This is a genomic window from Botrimarina hoheduenensis, assembly GCF_007859815.1.
Taxonomy (GTDB): Bacteria; Planctomycetota; Planctomycetia; order Pirellulales; family Lacipirellulaceae; genus Botrimarina; species Botrimarina hoheduenensis.
Window position 1 is genome coordinate 12672 of sequence record NZ_SJPH01000014.1, and the last position, 15108, is coordinate 27779.

Annotated in this window: 8 protein-coding genes; 6 read left to right on the plus strand and 2 right to left on the minus strand. The window is 59.7% G+C overall.

Features of this window, described 5'->3' with window-relative positions; all coding sequences use genetic code 11:
• Positions 1-17: 17 nt before the first annotated feature.
• Positions 18-1181 carry a hypothetical protein gene (locus Pla111_RS16855; protein WP_146575632.1) on the minus strand — a complete coding sequence of 388 codons (1164 nt, stop codon included), beginning with the start codon at positions 1179-1181 and terminating at the stop codon, positions 18-20.
• 93 nt (positions 1182-1274) lie between these two features.
• On the minus strand, positions 1275-2252 hold the full coding sequence (locus Pla111_RS16860) for a PEP-CTERM sorting domain-containing protein (RefSeq protein WP_197525118.1): 978 nt from the start codon (positions 2250-2252) through the stop codon (positions 1275-1277).
• A 469-nt stretch (positions 2253-2721) separates the two neighbouring features.
• On the opposite strand from Pla111_RS16860, the gene Pla111_RS16865 reads away from it, so the two are divergent.
• The 6 genes from Pla111_RS16865 to Pla111_RS16890 all read left to right on the plus strand — a co-directional run bounded on the left by Pla111_RS16865 (position 2722) and on the right by Pla111_RS16890 (position 14884).
• Positions 2722-6612: a hypothetical protein gene (locus Pla111_RS16865; protein WP_146575634.1), complete on the plus strand. Its 3891-nt coding sequence runs from the start codon at positions 2722-2724 to the stop codon at positions 6610-6612.
• Between the two features lie 272 nt (positions 6613-6884).
• On the plus strand, positions 6885-8330 hold the full coding sequence (locus tag Pla111_RS16870) for a transglutaminase-like domain-containing protein (RefSeq protein WP_197525119.1): 1446 nt from the start codon (positions 6885-6887) through the stop codon (positions 8328-8330).
• Positions 8331-8918: 588 nt separating this feature from the next.
• Positions 8919-9590, plus strand: coding sequence for an ATP-grasp domain-containing protein (locus Pla111_RS16875; RefSeq protein ID WP_146575636.1), 672 nt, complete (start codon positions 8919-8921; stop codon positions 9588-9590).
• Positions 9591-9698: 108 nt separating this feature from the next.
• A complete protein-coding gene (locus Pla111_RS16880; protein WP_146575637.1) occupies positions 9699-10844 on the plus strand; it encodes a hypothetical protein in 1146 nt (381 codons plus the stop codon).
• Positions 10845-11699: 855 nt separating this feature from the next.
• Positions 11700-12848: an ABC transporter substrate-binding protein gene (locus Pla111_RS16885; RefSeq protein WP_315851497.1), complete on the plus strand. Its 1149-nt coding sequence runs from the start codon at positions 11700-11702 to the stop codon at positions 12846-12848.
• Positions 12824-14884: a sensor histidine kinase gene (locus Pla111_RS16890; RefSeq protein ID WP_146575639.1), complete on the plus strand. Its 2061-nt coding sequence runs from the start codon at positions 12824-12826 to the stop codon at positions 14882-14884. Before Pla111_RS16885 ends, Pla111_RS16890 begins: the two co-directional genes overlap by 25 nt.
• The last annotated feature ends 224 nt before the right edge of the window (positions 14885-15108 follow it).

Genomic DNA, 15108 nt, shown 5'->3' on the forward strand with positions numbered 1-15108 from the left:
GAGCGGCCATGATGCGATTACTCGTCCAAGGCAACGCGACAAGGGCTCATCAGCCCGTAAAGGCCGATTAGCAAGATCAGAATACCTGCGGGTTCGGGAATTGCGTTTGACGCCGCCGCGACGGGACCGGGCTCTCCGTAGTTCGCTACCCAGACGTCGTAATCGCTTTCGACGAAGCTCACTCCGAGGCCGTCACGCCATCGGGTGTAATCAGCAGCATTGACGAATCCATCCCCATTGAAGTCGCCCGGCGTGACAGGGACGGCATCCTCCCACGTTGTAGCGAGCCTCGGCTCGTCAAAACTGACCGCACGTGAGTAGTCGATCCCTGTGAACGTCAGGTGAGTCAAGTCAGTGTTGGCTCCCAGGGCAAAGGTACGGAACTCGAGGGGGAGGACGGATGCCGACGCAGCGGGTTCGGATGATACGTCAGTCGGGTCTTGCCAAATCGTCATCTTCGAGTTCCCGCTAGGATTACCCGGATCGTCGTTGAACTCCAGCTTAACGATCGTTCGACGGACGAATGGGGAACCGGTTGGGCTGTTCTGCACAATGTCGCTTAGAAGGACATCGTCCTGTACAGAGCCCGAGGAACCGACGTGCCGGACGACATAGTCGGTACCCGCCACGCCGTCCCCGGCCACCCCGACCAAGAAGCCACGCAAATCGGATCCACCGATCAGGTTCGAGTCCGCTTGCGAGACGGAGGGCCCCGTATTGGTGAACCCGACACCAGCGAAGCCGTCGAGATCCGTGTCACCGGTGAGCGCCTGCGACGCCACGGAGAAATAGTAGGTGTCCGCTGGCGTGTACGCAGAGAGTTCACGCTGAACACGGCGCTGGAGGTTATCGACGCCAGCGAACCTGGCTCGCCCCCCTTGTTGATACGGGAAGACCGACCCCAGTGGGTCGGTTTCGGCGGTCCACTGAGCAACGCCCAGCGAGCCAGACGTCACGTTCCCGGACCACGGCCCCGCGAATCCGGTGATGGTGGGGTCCTGCCCTCCGCCGTTGGGATTGCCTCGTCGGAACTGATTCTTGAAGGCTGTGTTGTCGTATTCACCCAGCAGCGGGTCGCCCGGGATGCCTCCTAGGAAATGGTCGGTGGCGATTAGCACTGCCTCACACGGAAGCACGAGTGTTGCCAGCGCTATGCAAACCAAGATACGAGCAAGGGTCATCTCGAAATCTCTCTCTATGCAAATGTTGTTCGGTTCGGGGAATGCGATTGCGTGAACAACCCCTGGCCGCAAGACTCAGCTGCCTCAGGGCTACTAGCGGCGGGAGCGTCCCATCCCGAGAGCCGTCACACCAATCAGCATGAGGAATGCCGAACCCGGTTCGGGGACTGCGAGGGCTGCGTCCCACGTCGTCGCAAGGCGAGGCTCGTCAAAGCTGGCAGCCCTCGAGTAGTTGATGCCGGCGAACGTCAGGTGGGTCATATCGGCGTTCGTTCCTAGCGCGAAGGTGCGGAACACCGTGGGTGCCACCGATGCCGACGCGGCCGATTCCGACGAGGTGTTCGTCGGGTTGTGCCACACGGTCAACTGCGAGTTGCCCGCGGGATTTCCCGGATCGTCGTTGAAGTCGATACGAACAACAGTTTGTGTGGGGATAACGCTAGCGATCCCGGCATCAAGCACCTCGTCCTGCAAGCTTCCCGATGAGCCGACGTGCCGGAGCACAAAGTCGGTAGTCAAGCCATCCGATGAGGCTGCACCGAGCAGCAAGCCTCGCAGGGCTGACCCGCCGACGAGGTTCGCGTCGGTCTGGCCGACCGTTGCGCCGGTATTGGTGAATCCGGCACCGACAAATCCAGGGGCCCCGGCAAGGTCGCCTGTGGCGATCTGTGTGATCAGGGAGTAGTAGTAAGTGTTGCTCGGCGTGTACGGGGCGAGCTCCCGCTGGACCCTCCGCTGCAAGGCATTGACGGCCGACGAACCACCGAATCGAGCGCGGCCCCCCTCTTGGTACTCAACGGTCGTGCCGGTGGGATCCGACGCAGCGGTCCACTGAGCCACCGCAAGTGAACCACTGGTGACGTTCCCGGTCCAGGCACCTGAGAATCCCGCGATGGACGGGTCTTGGCCCGCACCATTTACCTGGGACCGCCGCAACTGGGTGACGGTGTATTCGCCGTTCGCCGGATCAGCAGGATTGCCCGTTAGAAAGCGGTCCGTCGCGATGAGCCCGCCATCAGAGGGGGTGATCCAGCAAAGACCCAAGAGCAAAGCCACAGCAGCGTTCGCCATGCTCGGCCATCCAGGATTCCTGACGAGGCAACTTTTCGCACAAGGACCAACGATCGAGAGAGGCGCACGAAGCGAGTTCGAGTTGGACATTAGCAGATCCTTCGATTCGAGAAGAGAGGTCGTTCGATGAGGATGAGGCAGCAAAGCAGTCCCGCTAGTATCGCGAAAATACCGCGGCTAGTAAGTGACCCTTCGGGCTGGTCGATTTTCGCACCAAAGCGGCAAAGTTTCCCCGAAAGTCGCTCGGCTAACTTTCGCAGGCTCAGGAGGGGATTTCCTCGGCGATGAATTGTAGACGCCCGACTCGATTCCTGGTTAGGCTACGAGCATCGATTGATCAGGCCGCGGACAACCCAGCGCGACCAACCAAGCAGCGTGCCACGTAGAGCCAGCGTCGCCAAGCGGTGGCATTCGCCGCGCAGCCAGCAATCGTGCTGGCTTCCCTACTTCCGGTTTGTGGTGCTCGTCGATGCTACGTCGTCGCAAGGCTTTCTCGTTCGAACGGCTCGAAAGCCGACATCTGCTGGCCGTCGCGCCTCTCGCCTCGGAGGGGTTTGAATCGGACCTATACCTTGTTGGCAGTTCCTTGAATGGTGCTGCCCCGGACGTGCCGGGCTTCACCGGTGCCTGGGTCGGCCCCGGTGGGGTGACCGCGGTCGCGGGAAGCCTGGACTACGCAGGCTTCGGCAAGGCTGGGGCGAACCGGGTTTTGCTCACGGGCTCAACAACGCTTGCTCGCGAGATTGCCCCGGACTCCTCGGACCCGCTTGCGAACTATGCAGGAACGAGTGGGGCCATATCGCAGTCGCAGAGCGGCTTGCCGCTGTACGTGTCGGTGTTGATGCAGGTCGATGGAACGTCGCCGCCAGCAGCGACGTTCTCGCTCTACAACGGTGGCGTCGCCTCGACCGACCGGGTGTTTCGCTTCCTCTCGTCTACCAGCAACACAAACTTCCAGGCGATTGCTGGACCGAGCGGAACGCCGATGGATCTCGACCCGCTCAACGCCGGCGTCAATTTGTTCGTTGTCCGCATCGACTTCGCCCCCGGGTCCGACACGATCAGCGTCTGGCACAACCCCGTCGCCGGCCAGCCCGAGACGACGCCCGATGCCGTGATCACAGACTACGACTTGGCCTTTGACCGGGTCGCTTTCTCCCGCTTCGGGGGCGTCGGGTCCGCCCAGTTCGACGAACTCCGTTTCGGAGACTCCTGGAACGCCGTCACCGATCAGAACGCGCTCCCACTCTTGCCTCGGGCACCGATTTCCGCCGAAGGGTTTGCGTCGCAGGACTACGCGGGCAATGCGGTAGCGGGAACACGATCTTACGTCACCGCCTACGACGGAGTATGGGCTGGCGACGGTACCGCGAGCACGCTTGCGGGAAGCCTTGGTTACCCCGAATTCGGGCAGTCCGGCGAGAAACGAGTGGTGCTGGGAGGCAACACAGTCCTCTCGCGCGAGTTGCTCACGACCAACAATGGCCCGCTTGCGAACTATGCAGGAACGAGTGGGGCCATATCGCAGTCGCAGAGCGGCTTGCCGCTGTACGTGTCGGTGTTGATGCAGGTCGATGGAACGTCGCCGCCAGCAGCGACGTTCTCGCTCTACAACGGTGGCGTCGCCTCGACCGACCGGGTGTTTCGCTTCCTCTCGTCTACCAGCAACACAAACTTCCAGGCGATTGCTGGACCGAGCGGAACGCCGATGGATCTCGACCCGCTCAACGCCGGCGTCAATTTGTTCGTTGTCCGCATCGACTTCGCCCCCGGGTCCGACACGATCAGCGTCTGGCACAACCCCGTCGCCGGCCAGCCCGAGACGACGCCCGATGCCGTGATCACAGACTACGACTTGGCCTTTGACCGGGTCGCTTTCTCCCGCTTCGGGGGCGTCGGGTCCGCCCAGTTCGACGAACTCCGTTTCGGAGACTCCTGGAACGCCGTCACCGATCAGAACGCGCTCCCACTCTTGCCCGGGCCTCGCGGCATCGTCGGCGTTCAAGAGGCACCACCTTCGCCGCTAAACAGCGGCTTGTTCCCCGAAGGGTTCTTCCCCTTCATCGACGAATTCGGACAGTACCGTCATCTCGAATGGGATGAAAAGATCCATCGCCAAGCTGACCTTGCACAAGCCGCCGTGGACGAGGCCTTCGACATCGCGGCAAACCCCTCCCCGGGTGACCTGAACGCCTACGGCGGTTGGCTCGCAGGACCGCAGTTGGAAGCCACCGGCTTCTTCCGTGTTGAAAAAGTCCACGGCAAGTGGTGGTTCGTCGATCCCGACGGCCGCCTATTTTTCTCAAACGGTATCACGGGGGTGAGCGACGCCGACCGTGAGGGCAATCCACAGGTAGCCGTGAAGACTCCTGTCTCAGGACGCGAGGATTACTTTGCCGAACTCCCGCTACCGGGCGATCCTGCCGAGCAATTCCTCCAATTCGAGACGAGCACCGTAACGAGCGGCGACTACCAAGGCCAACGCCCGTTGGCGATGAACTTCTTCGGTTCCAACGCGCTCGCGAAGTACGGACCGAACTGGCAGGCGGACTCGCGAGACATTGCCCACGAACGGCTGCGTAGCTGGGGAATGAATACCATCGGTGCTTGGTCGGACGAGGAAGTGTATCTGCAGGGAAGAACTGCTTACAGCATGGTGCTCTTTCCAGCCAACCCCTCGTTGATCAACGGGTCTTCGGTGTTTCCCGATTACTTTGATCCTACCTACCGGACCAACGTTGAGAACCGACTGTTGCAGGAAGCAGGGAAGAGCCTCAACGACCCGTGGAATTTGGGGTACTTTATCCACAACGAACTGAGCTGGACTCGATCCTCTACCAGCGATATCGACGTAGGTCTACAAACCTTGGCGTCGGCAGCAACCCAACCGGCAAAGATAGCGATGCGTGATCAACTCATCGCGAAATACACGACAGTCGGCGACTTGAACGCAGAGTGGCTCACCGCGTACGCCTCTTGGAACGACTTCCTAACGCAGCGGAGCATATCCCCAGACCTCACTCGAGCTGAGGCGGATCTTCTTGCGTTTGATGCCCTGTACGCTGATACCTACTACTCGACCACCAAGCAGGCAATGAGAGCCGTCGCCCCGAACCACCTCTATATGGGTTCGCGGTTAACCGGCGGCGCGCGACTTTCCGCGGCTCAGGCATCGGTCTTGCACGCCGACGTTGTGAGCATCAATCGCTATGGCACCGACATCTCAGTGTTGCCAGCAGGGCTCGAAGGTGACGTCCCGCTTATTTCCGGCGAGTTCCACTACAGCGCCAACGACACAGGGCTTTGGTCAGACGGACTCCGGACGGCCGCCAATCAAGCCGACCGGGCCGATCGATTCGAGATCTACGTCCAGAGCGCCCTCCAAAGCGATCGATTTGTAGGCGTTCACTGGTTGCAATACTGGGATTTCCCCACCAGTGGCAAGCTGAATAGTAACAACAACAACAGCAATCTTGGGTTCGTGACCATCGCCGACACTCCCTATCAAGAGATGGTCAACTCGGCCCGGGCTCTGGGTGCCAACCTCTACGAGACACGCATCGGCGACTTTGCCTTCGTAACAGATGGGGTTCTTTACGTGACCGGAAGTGAAGCGGCCGACCAGATCCAAGTCATCGCGCACAACGACGCGATCGAAGTCGTAAGAAACGGTGTATCGCGACAAGTGCCGCTTGAACAGTTGCAGCGCGTGGAAGTCAGCGGAGCTTTGGCGGCGGACGCCGTAACGCTGTCACGTCTCAGCCCGTTGCCAGTAACGGTACGCACCGACTCGCCGGGAGATCTCGTTTTCCTTACCGGGGACTACGACGGTAGTGGCACGGTTGATGATTTTGACTACGAACTTTGGAAAGCGTCGTACAGGGGATCTGACTTGCGAGCCGATGGCAACAAAGATGGCATCATTGACGCCGCCGACTATTCCGTCTGGCGAGACAACGTTGGGGCGTCATGGAGCAGGGCCCCACAAGCGTCGTCTCCGGTTTCTCTTGCAACGGATCTCCAGCTTTCGGACTCGGCAGATACGACGTTTTCGCAGCTCTTCTACGACACACGCGATGACCCATCGCTCGACACGATCCGACGGGCCGTACCGCGGGCTGTTGTGACTCTTGTCGTAGACAACCCGACCCACGCACTCTTGCTGCTCGAGTTCGCATCCGGTGCTACTCCACAAGACGCAAGCGGCGATTTGTCTGCCGAGGTCTTTCGGTTTACAACAGACGACCACGCTGACGCTCAGCAGACCACGGAGGTCTTCTTTCCAGGGTCGAGTGAGCATGTTTTCCTGCGAATGGGCCGGTTGGTCAATATCGCTGAAACCTCGTCGGGCATCTTGTGACAACGTTTGGCTAACGCTTATCCAAGACGAATTGACCATGGCGCGGACTATGAACGGAGGGCGGCCAACGGAACTCTCAGACCACTCAGTGCCAGCGTCGGCAAACGTGGTGTACACTCGCCGCGCAACGATCAATAGGCAACCATCCTCCGGAGTCGCAAGCCCTCGATAACATGCAGCGGGACGTTGGTGCAGGCACTTAGGTGATCTACAGCTGATGCTCTTGTTTGCCTTGGAAGTACGCGATGATTAGGACTCTTCTTGCCAGCTGCATGTTGTCATCCAAGCACATCTTTGGTGTACTGGTCTGGTGTTGCCTCGTTCCAGCGTCCTGCGGCGATACTCCCTCGGAGATCGATAGGCTCGTTGCCCAAGGCGAGTACTCTCGCGCTGAGGCAATCCTACGTTCGCAGATCCCTGACCCCGATAGGCCTGCGGTCGATGGTCCGTCTGTCCAACTAGAGATCCTCCGACGTATCCGCCGCGACTTCGCGCTGACCGGCGTCGAGGTGCTTGACCAGCTCCGAAAATTCCTGCCCGGGGTGACACGGGGAGATGTCCGTAAGTGGACGATGACGGGCCACTTGATGCACCGCACCATTGATGGAGAGACCCGTTACTTCCGTAAAGCCGCAACGAATCTTTTTCTACTTGATTCGGATGCCAAAGCCCGCCGCGACGCGGAGATGCATAGAACGGGGCGTCGGGAAATCGAGACGTATCCTCTCGTCGGGCTGCTACGGGAGATACTTGAGGATTCGGACGGGACACCAGGCTCGCTAGCTTGCCGGGTACGTCATCGCGTGACGTACTCCTTATGCATTAAGCCTGAATGCAGCCGCGTCTTGCCCGGTGCGGTTGTGCGAGCGTGGTTGCCGTATCCACAGGAGTACCGCCAGCAGTCTGACGTCGTTCTGCTTTGCAGCAAGCCAGACTCCGTTGTGATCGCTCCGTCGGCGGTCCCTCACCGCACCGCCTACTTCGAATCCGTGGTTGGGGAGGATTCGACCCCCCCGACTTTTCTCCTCCAATACGAATTCACTTCCAGCCCCTATTGCCCCTTGCTAACCAGCGATCGTGTTGAGCCTTACGATTCGACGAGTCCGCTCTATCTCGAGTACACCGCGGAACGACCGCCCCACATCTTCTTCAGCAGAGAGGTACGCCAGTTGGCGCGGCAGATTGTTGGTGATGAGAGCAACCCGCTCGAGAAGACTCGCCTGATATTTCGTTGGGTGTCTGAGAATGTACCGTGGGTTGGTGAGATGGAGTACTCCATCATTCCAAGCCTGAGCGCTAAGGGGCTCGCCGCCCGCTGCGGTGACTGCGGTGTGCAGGGGATGGCCTTCATTACGCTTTGCCGCGCCGTCGGCGTGCCGGCTCGCTGGCAATCAGGATTCGGCACGAAGCCCGGTGAAGAAGGGATGCACGATTGGGCCGAGTTCTACATCGAACCCTGGGGCTGGCTCCCGGCGGATGTTTCGTACGGGGTCCAGGCTAGCGATGATCCTCGCATTCGCGACTTTTTTTGTGGCGGCATCGACCCCTACCGGCTGATCGTGAACATGGATTACGCACGCCCCCTTACTCCACCGAAGGCAAGCTTCCGCAGCGAGCCGAATGACTTTCAACGAGGAGAGGTCGAGATTGACGGTCACAACCTGTACTTTGACGATTGGACCTATACGCTAAGTGTGCAAACCGAGCGCATAAGGTGATCTCTTTTAGGTCGGACTAGCTGATTAGCGATTCTCCGCTTGACCGGCACCAGGGCGACCAGCACAAGCCCGGGCCACGTAGCAGGGCCAGCGCTAATTCTGGATACGACTAGATAAGTTGGGATGCGTTGAAGTCTTCGCAGCTTGTCTTGCCGGCGATTCAAGGAATCTCTATGCGATCGCCGCCATGACCAGTTTGCGTACAGAAGTTCTTGGCCGCGAACAAGAAAGACTCGACAGACTGGGCAGCTACCTATCTCTCCCAGAATTAGCGCTGGCCCTGGGCCACGTAGAGCCAGCTGCATCGCCGAGCGGAGGCCATCGCCACGCATTATCCATCCAGCTTGTCGTTTTCACCACTTCCCGCAACGAGGTAGGCCCGCCGGGCGTTACGGCATGATTTACATCGCCACCTCGTCCGAACACCCCCAAGGTGTCCCTGAAGACAAGACTCTCCAGCAGTGCCTAGCCGCCTTGGGGCATGCGAGTCGCATACGCCCATGGGACCGGGGCGAGTGGATGCTTCGAAGCAGCGACGTTTGCGTAGTTCGATCTACGTGGAACTATGCGCAGACCCCCTTGGTATTCTTGAAGTGGTGTCGAGAGGTCGGCTCGGCAAGTTGCCTCGTTAATTCCCTGGAAGCGATCGAGTGGAATATCGATAAGAGGTACCTTTTGCAACTGCAGTCGTGCGGGGTGCCGACCATACAGACAGCTGTCGTTGAGGCGGGCGACGAATGCAGGGTCGCAACGCTTTTCCAGGCGTTGGGATGCAAGTCAATCGTCGCAAAGCCGACTATTGGAGCCGGTGGGTCAGGTCTTGAAGTCATTGCACACGACCAAGTGGGCGAATGTGGTACGCTGGATTACAATCGGACGTGGGACTACGACGTTCTTCTGCAGCCTCTTATTCCTTCGATCCGTACCGACGGCGAATGGTCTCTCGTTTTCGTTGCGGATGAATTCCGGCATGCGGTAAGAAAGCGGCCGGCTTTTGGGGATATCCGCTCGCAACCTGAATACGGTTCACTTGTAACGCTTGAGTCTCCGCCCCATAAGGTGCTGGATGCGGCTAGACTGGCGATCGCCAGAGGTCCGAAGGCATCCTACGCCAGAATCGACATCTTACTGGATGGCGACGCGGCTCTAGTGATAGAGGCTGAGTACATTGAGCCGCAACTGTTTTTCTCCGACCGCGTCGAAACCGCCATGGCCTTAGCCCAGACGCTAAGTGCATCGCATCAGGAAATCAACAACTGACGTCTTATTCAACAAGGTTGTCGCGCGAGATCGGCCGGCGTATGCCGATCGATACCGATGTTGGCATTGCTCGTTCGAAGTCACCGATTGTCGCAAAACGCCCTAGCTTTGTCAGCAGCGCACGGCAGAGGGTTGCGACGAGCGCAGAGTTCGTCTTACGGCTTCGCGACCTACGCCAGCTCGGGCGGCATCAACGAAGCGGGCGACACGATCGCCGATGGTCAGGGAGATTCCGAACTCATGCTCTTCAACGCCGGCGGCACCTTGATCGCCGAGGACGACTACGATGGCGCGTTCAGCCGCGATTCGCTGATCACGTTTACCGAGGGCGACACCCCGTTGCCGTCGCCGATAACGGCGCAGGTGTACCGGTTGAATCTTTCGGATTTCGATGCCGACGCCGACCCGTTCGCCGTGGACCTGGTGGGCCCGGCCGACGCGTTTCGCTTCTCAGGGTTTACGTCGGCGGGGACGGGCAACGCCACGGTGACCTCGCTGAAGTTCGGCACGGTCGGGACGGGAAGCGAAGACGCCCTCTTTTTCGCCACTAGCAGCTCGCTCGTCATCGACGGCCCGCTGGTCATCGGTCAGACCGGAAACGCCACCTTCCTCCAGCTCGCCGGCACCACCACCGTCGCCGGCACCACGACCGTCAACCCTGGCGATACGCTTAATGTCCAGGCCATAGCCACCTTTGACGCCGACGGCGACATCACCGTCAACGGCGGCACGCTCAACGCCTTCGGGGGTAGCTTTACCGTCGGCGGCGACTTGTTGGTCGATAGCAATGGCGAGTTGAACCTCCTTCGTAGCGGCTTCACCCTCGACGGCACGCCGATCACCGGACTGAGCATCTCCACGCCGACCGCGATAACCGATCGCGACGCGACTCTGGCTGGCCTCTTCGCCGATGGCCTCCCCTTCAGCTTCGATCTCAATGCCACGACCGGCATGGGCGATTTCTTCGCCACCGACGCCCTGCTCACCCTCTTGCTCGTCGAAGAGACAGCCCTAGCCGGTGACTTCAACGCAGACGGGACCGTGGACGCCGCCGATTACACCGTCTGGCGAGATGGCCTCGGCACGACCTTCACACAGAGTGACTACACCGTGTGGGCGAGCAACTACGGGGCGACCGCGGTATCACAGCCCAGCAGCGTTCCCGAACCCTCGACGGGACTCCTTGTCCTCCTCGCCTGCGCAATCTGTCGGCATCATCGGGGCCTTCGAGACCGATCTTCCGCAGCGCACTGAATGCGAGTCACACGCAGCGGCCGGTAGCTAGCGAGTCCGAACGACAGAAGCATAAGGATGACCCGATAGGGGCATTTGGTCGCCTCTCGAAATCGCTAATCCGTGACTTTCCTGACTCGGAGTTGGATGCCGTGAAGATGCCGAGGTTGCATCAACCGCGGTCTCGAAGGGCTTTGGCTAACTAGCAGCGGTCTCCCAGCTCGGCCAAGACCTCTGCAGATAGCTCGGGGTGCCCAGCCGCGTCGGTTGGTCCAGCCTCGGCGGCGTAGACGGAGCCGAATCCTGCCGAAGTGACGGGCACCGACGCGAGTTCGGCCTGCCCGAAAGTCCCCTCGGCCGATGCAACCTCGGCACGACGCTCATGCTCTCGTTAAAGGTCGCATCGCTAGTGCTCTACGCCATTGCCGGAGATGCTACGAGTACAGCATTAACAGTGTAGAGAGGCGTTGGCCCGCGATAGCGGATAGGCACGCGACGATGACCGAGCCTGAAAGCGATGGTACGACTCTCTGTGGCTCTAGTACTGTATGCGCGATGCCGCCGGTATTGTTGAGATGAGAAAAGCCGTTCGTGTACCAGGCCGGATTACCTGCCGATTCCTAACAATCAATACTCAGCTTCATCGTTTTTAAAGGCGCCTCGAGAGAATCGCACTCACTTGTGATCGATTGTGTCTGAAGCTTGCGGGCATTCATTCTTCAGGTGGATCACAAGATGAGCACGGCGCTTGCAAGCACGAAGAGAGCAGGCTGTAGCCGAAGAGGCTTCCTGAGCGGTGCTTCAACCCTCTTCGCCGGGGCGTTGTGCAGGTCGGCGCCCGCGATCCACACCCGTCGTCCCGAGCCATTGAGGGTCATGGGGACCGCGGTCACGATGCAAGAAGACATCCGTCGGCGGGCGGAGCAAGACCTCGGTTTCCCGATCCACTACGAGGCCCATGGGTCCGCCGGAGTGCTGCAGAAGGCGTCGACACGGCCCGAGAGCTTCGATGTCTATGAGCAGTGGTCTAACAGCATCAAGGTGCTGTGGCAGGCCGACGCGATCCAGACCATCGATAAGTCGCGAATCCGTCGCTGGCAGGAGATCAATTCGTTGGCCAAGTCGGGTCGTCTGCGTCCGGACATGGCGATCGGCGCCGGCGATGCGCCGCACAAGCTGCTTCATGTGCAGAAGGATGGCTCGCTCGATTGCACGACGACCGATCAGATCAGCTTTGTCCCCTACGTGCACAATGTCGATTCTTTTGGCTACAACACCACCGTAATTCCCGAGGGGCTTCCCTACGAAACGGAGAGCTGGGGGTGGCTGCTCGACCCGAGGTACCGAGGCAAGGTCGGGCTCGTTAACGAGCCCGCCATCGGGATCTTTGACGCGGCCTTGGCCGCTCAAGCGAACGGGCTGGTCGAGTTCGCCGACATTGGCGAGTTGACGCGCGATGAGATCGATCGCCTGTTCGAGGTGTTGGTGCGACTCAAGCACGACGGCCATTTCGCTGGACTCTGGAACTCCGTGCCGCAGTCTGTTGACTATATGCGTTCCGGTCGCGTCGCGATTGAGAGCATGTTTTCCCCCGCCGTCTCTACCCTCAACGGCATGGGGATACCCGTCACGTATGCGGCGCCTCGCGAGGGCTATCGAGGTTGGCACGGCGTGCTCTGCCTGTCGTCTCGATGCAATGAACGGGCCCGCGATATGGCCTACGAGTACATGAACTGGTGGCTTGAAGGGTGGGCCGGCGCATACATGGCCCGCCAGGGCTACTACATCTCGATCCCCGAACGGGCCCGCGAGCATCTGTCCGAAGACGAGTGGAGCTACTGGTACCGGGGCGAGCCCGCACGCGCCGACCTCTTGGGCGCCGAAGGCAAGCGAGCCGTCAAAGCCGGCGAATTACGGCGGGGCGGGGCTTACGAAGAACGCCTAGGTAACGTGGCCGTTTGGAACACGGTGATGAACTCGTACGAGTACAGCCTAGTCCGATGGTACGAGCTACTTACGACGTGATGGGCAAACGAAACGCATCGCGAGTCTTCCTCCGTTTCCCAGCACTGAGCGTGTCGGCAAGAATCGGGCTTGGCTTCGCCATCGTGCTGGCGTTGCACCTTTCCGTTGTGGCGCTCGGGCACTACGGATTGCGTGAGGCCGAGGAGCAACAACAAATCCAATCCCGACTTCTCGGTCAGGTCGAAGCCTTCTATCGAATTGATCAGTCGGTCCGCGACCTACAGCGAAACGTCCTGCTGTTTGCGGCCACTGGCTACGACGGACCTGGAGAACGCGTTGCAAGGCTCCAAGGGTTGCTCCGAGAGCAACTCGATTCGGTAGCCGATGCGTCGTTTGATCGTGAGATCGCAGGTGTCAAGAGCAGCCATATCGAGACGATGCGTGCGAGCCTCAAAGTTCAGGAGACCATCTTCGTCAATGTCGTCGCAGACCGCGCCAAGAGACGTGATCTACTAGAAGGAGACTTCCCCTACAACGAAGCTCGCTTTACGTCGGCGATCGAGTCCCTGCTGTCACGAGCTGAAGGCAAGACCGAGCTCGTCTACGCGGCTCAGTCGGCATTCAACTCAGCTCAGCTGAACGCGCTGCGATTCGCGAACAGCCCTGACAGCGATTTGGTCACGACCGTTAAGCGACGCCTTCGGGAGGTCGTACAGCATCTAGAGAGCCTTGACGCTCCGGACGATCACGAGGCAACCGTGGCAATCCGTGCAGCGAGCGATTTCGAGGCCGCGTTCATTCAGATGGTACAAGCCACGAGAGGCTACCTCCATCTGGTGAACGTGGTGCTCGCCGGCGAATCCGCCGAGCTCTTGTATGAAGTGGAACACATTCGCGACATGTGCTCGGCAAGCGCCGCTCGCCTGACCTCCGAGATGCAACGCGACAGCTCGAGGTTCGAGTTGATCAACACGACTTTCTCGTTGTTGACCATAGCGCTGGGCCTGCTGGCATCGTGGTTGATCGCCAGAACGATCGCTCCGCCACTCAATGTAATCGCGCAAACCCTCGATGGACTTGCTCAAGGCAAAAGCTGCGAGCAAATACCTGGCATCGGACGCCGTGACGAACTGGGGAAGCTGGCTCACGCGGCAGAGGTCTTCCGTAGCAAGGCAGCCGAAACAGAACAACTGCTTACCGAAGTGACTCGGATGAAGGAGTTGGAGCGCCAACTCGCCCAGTCGCAGAGGCTCGATTCCATGGGGCTACTCGCCGCCGGGGTCGCCCACGAAATCAACACACCGATGCAATCAATCGTGGCAAACGTGGAGTTCGTCTCCGGAGCACTAGATGAAATCCTCGACGTCCTCGATAACGTGGGCAATGAGATCGCGGCCTCCAATAAGGAGTCCACCGAAATCCTCGAGAACATTGACCTCGCGTTGAGCAACCCAAGGTTTCGACGGTCGGTTGGCAACGCCTCTCCGGCGATTTCTGACACCCAGAAAGCCGCGAATCGGGTTGTCGAGATCATTCACGCGATGAAGACTATGTCGCACCCGGGCAAGGGTGGCCAGCAGCCGACCGATATTAACAGCATGGTCAAGGACGCGGTAACGGTCTCGTCCAACCGATGGAAATATGTCGCTACGCTCGACCTTGACCTTGACGAGCATCTGCCCCATCCGTACGCGCACGCGGCTGAGTTGAGCCAAGTCGCGCTCAATCTCGTGGTGAATGCCGCGGATGCGGTAGACGAGAAGAAGGGCGACGACGAAGCGTTTGGTAAGATCGTGGTCCGCACCTATCACGACGACGACACAGTGTGCATTGAATTCGAAGATTCTGGATTCGGTATCCCCGCTGACCGTCGAGATCGTGTCTTTGAGATGTTCTACACGACGAAGGAAGTTGGGAAAGGAACTGGCCAAGGATTAGCGTTGTGTTACGACGTGATCACTCGCAAGCACCGGGGCAGCATCACAATTGAAGATGGAGCGCTTGGCGGTGCGCGCTTTGTTGTACGACTGCCTATCGTGCCGGAAGTCGCTTCATCGATCGACTCAGCCGCCCTGGCAGCGACGGGCACGTTTTGAGCGACCTGCGAACTGAGGTTGGACCAGCCGTTCGCTGCTGGGGTCGCCGCGAATCTGCGTCGGTCAGCTCAACCTCGTTCTGCTCGCCGCTCGTCGAAGTGAGCGAGGTTGCCTCACCCGCGGCGGGTTCCAGCCGCAACGTACTCGCGTCGGTACCCGTCACCTCGGCAGGTTAGCTCTTCCGCGAATCCGCCCCTCGAATGTCGCTTTTGCGCAGCCGATCT

Coding starts and splice junctions, on each gene's coding strand:
- Pla111_RS16855 (WP_146575632.1), bottom strand. CDS start 1,181: ATGACCCTTGCTCGTATCTTGGTTTGCATAGCGCTGGCAACACTCGTG.
- Pla111_RS16860 (WP_197525118.1), bottom strand. CDS start 2,252: ATGGCGAACGCTGCTGTGGCTTTGCTCTTGGGTCTTTGCTGGATCACC.
- Pla111_RS16865 (WP_146575634.1), top strand. CDS start 2,722: ATGCTACGTCGTCGCAAGGCTTTCTCGTTCGAACGGCTCGAAAGCCGA.
- Pla111_RS16870 (WP_197525119.1), top strand. CDS start 6,885: ATGTTGTCATCCAAGCACATCTTTGGTGTACTGGTCTGGTGTTGCCTC.
- Pla111_RS16885 (WP_315851497.1), top strand. CDS start 11,700: ATGGGGACCGCGGTCACGATGCAAGAAGACATCCGTCGGCGGGCGGAG.
- Pla111_RS16890 (WP_146575639.1), top strand. CDS start 12,824: ATGGTACGAGCTACTTACGACGTGATGGGCAAACGAAACGCATCGCGA.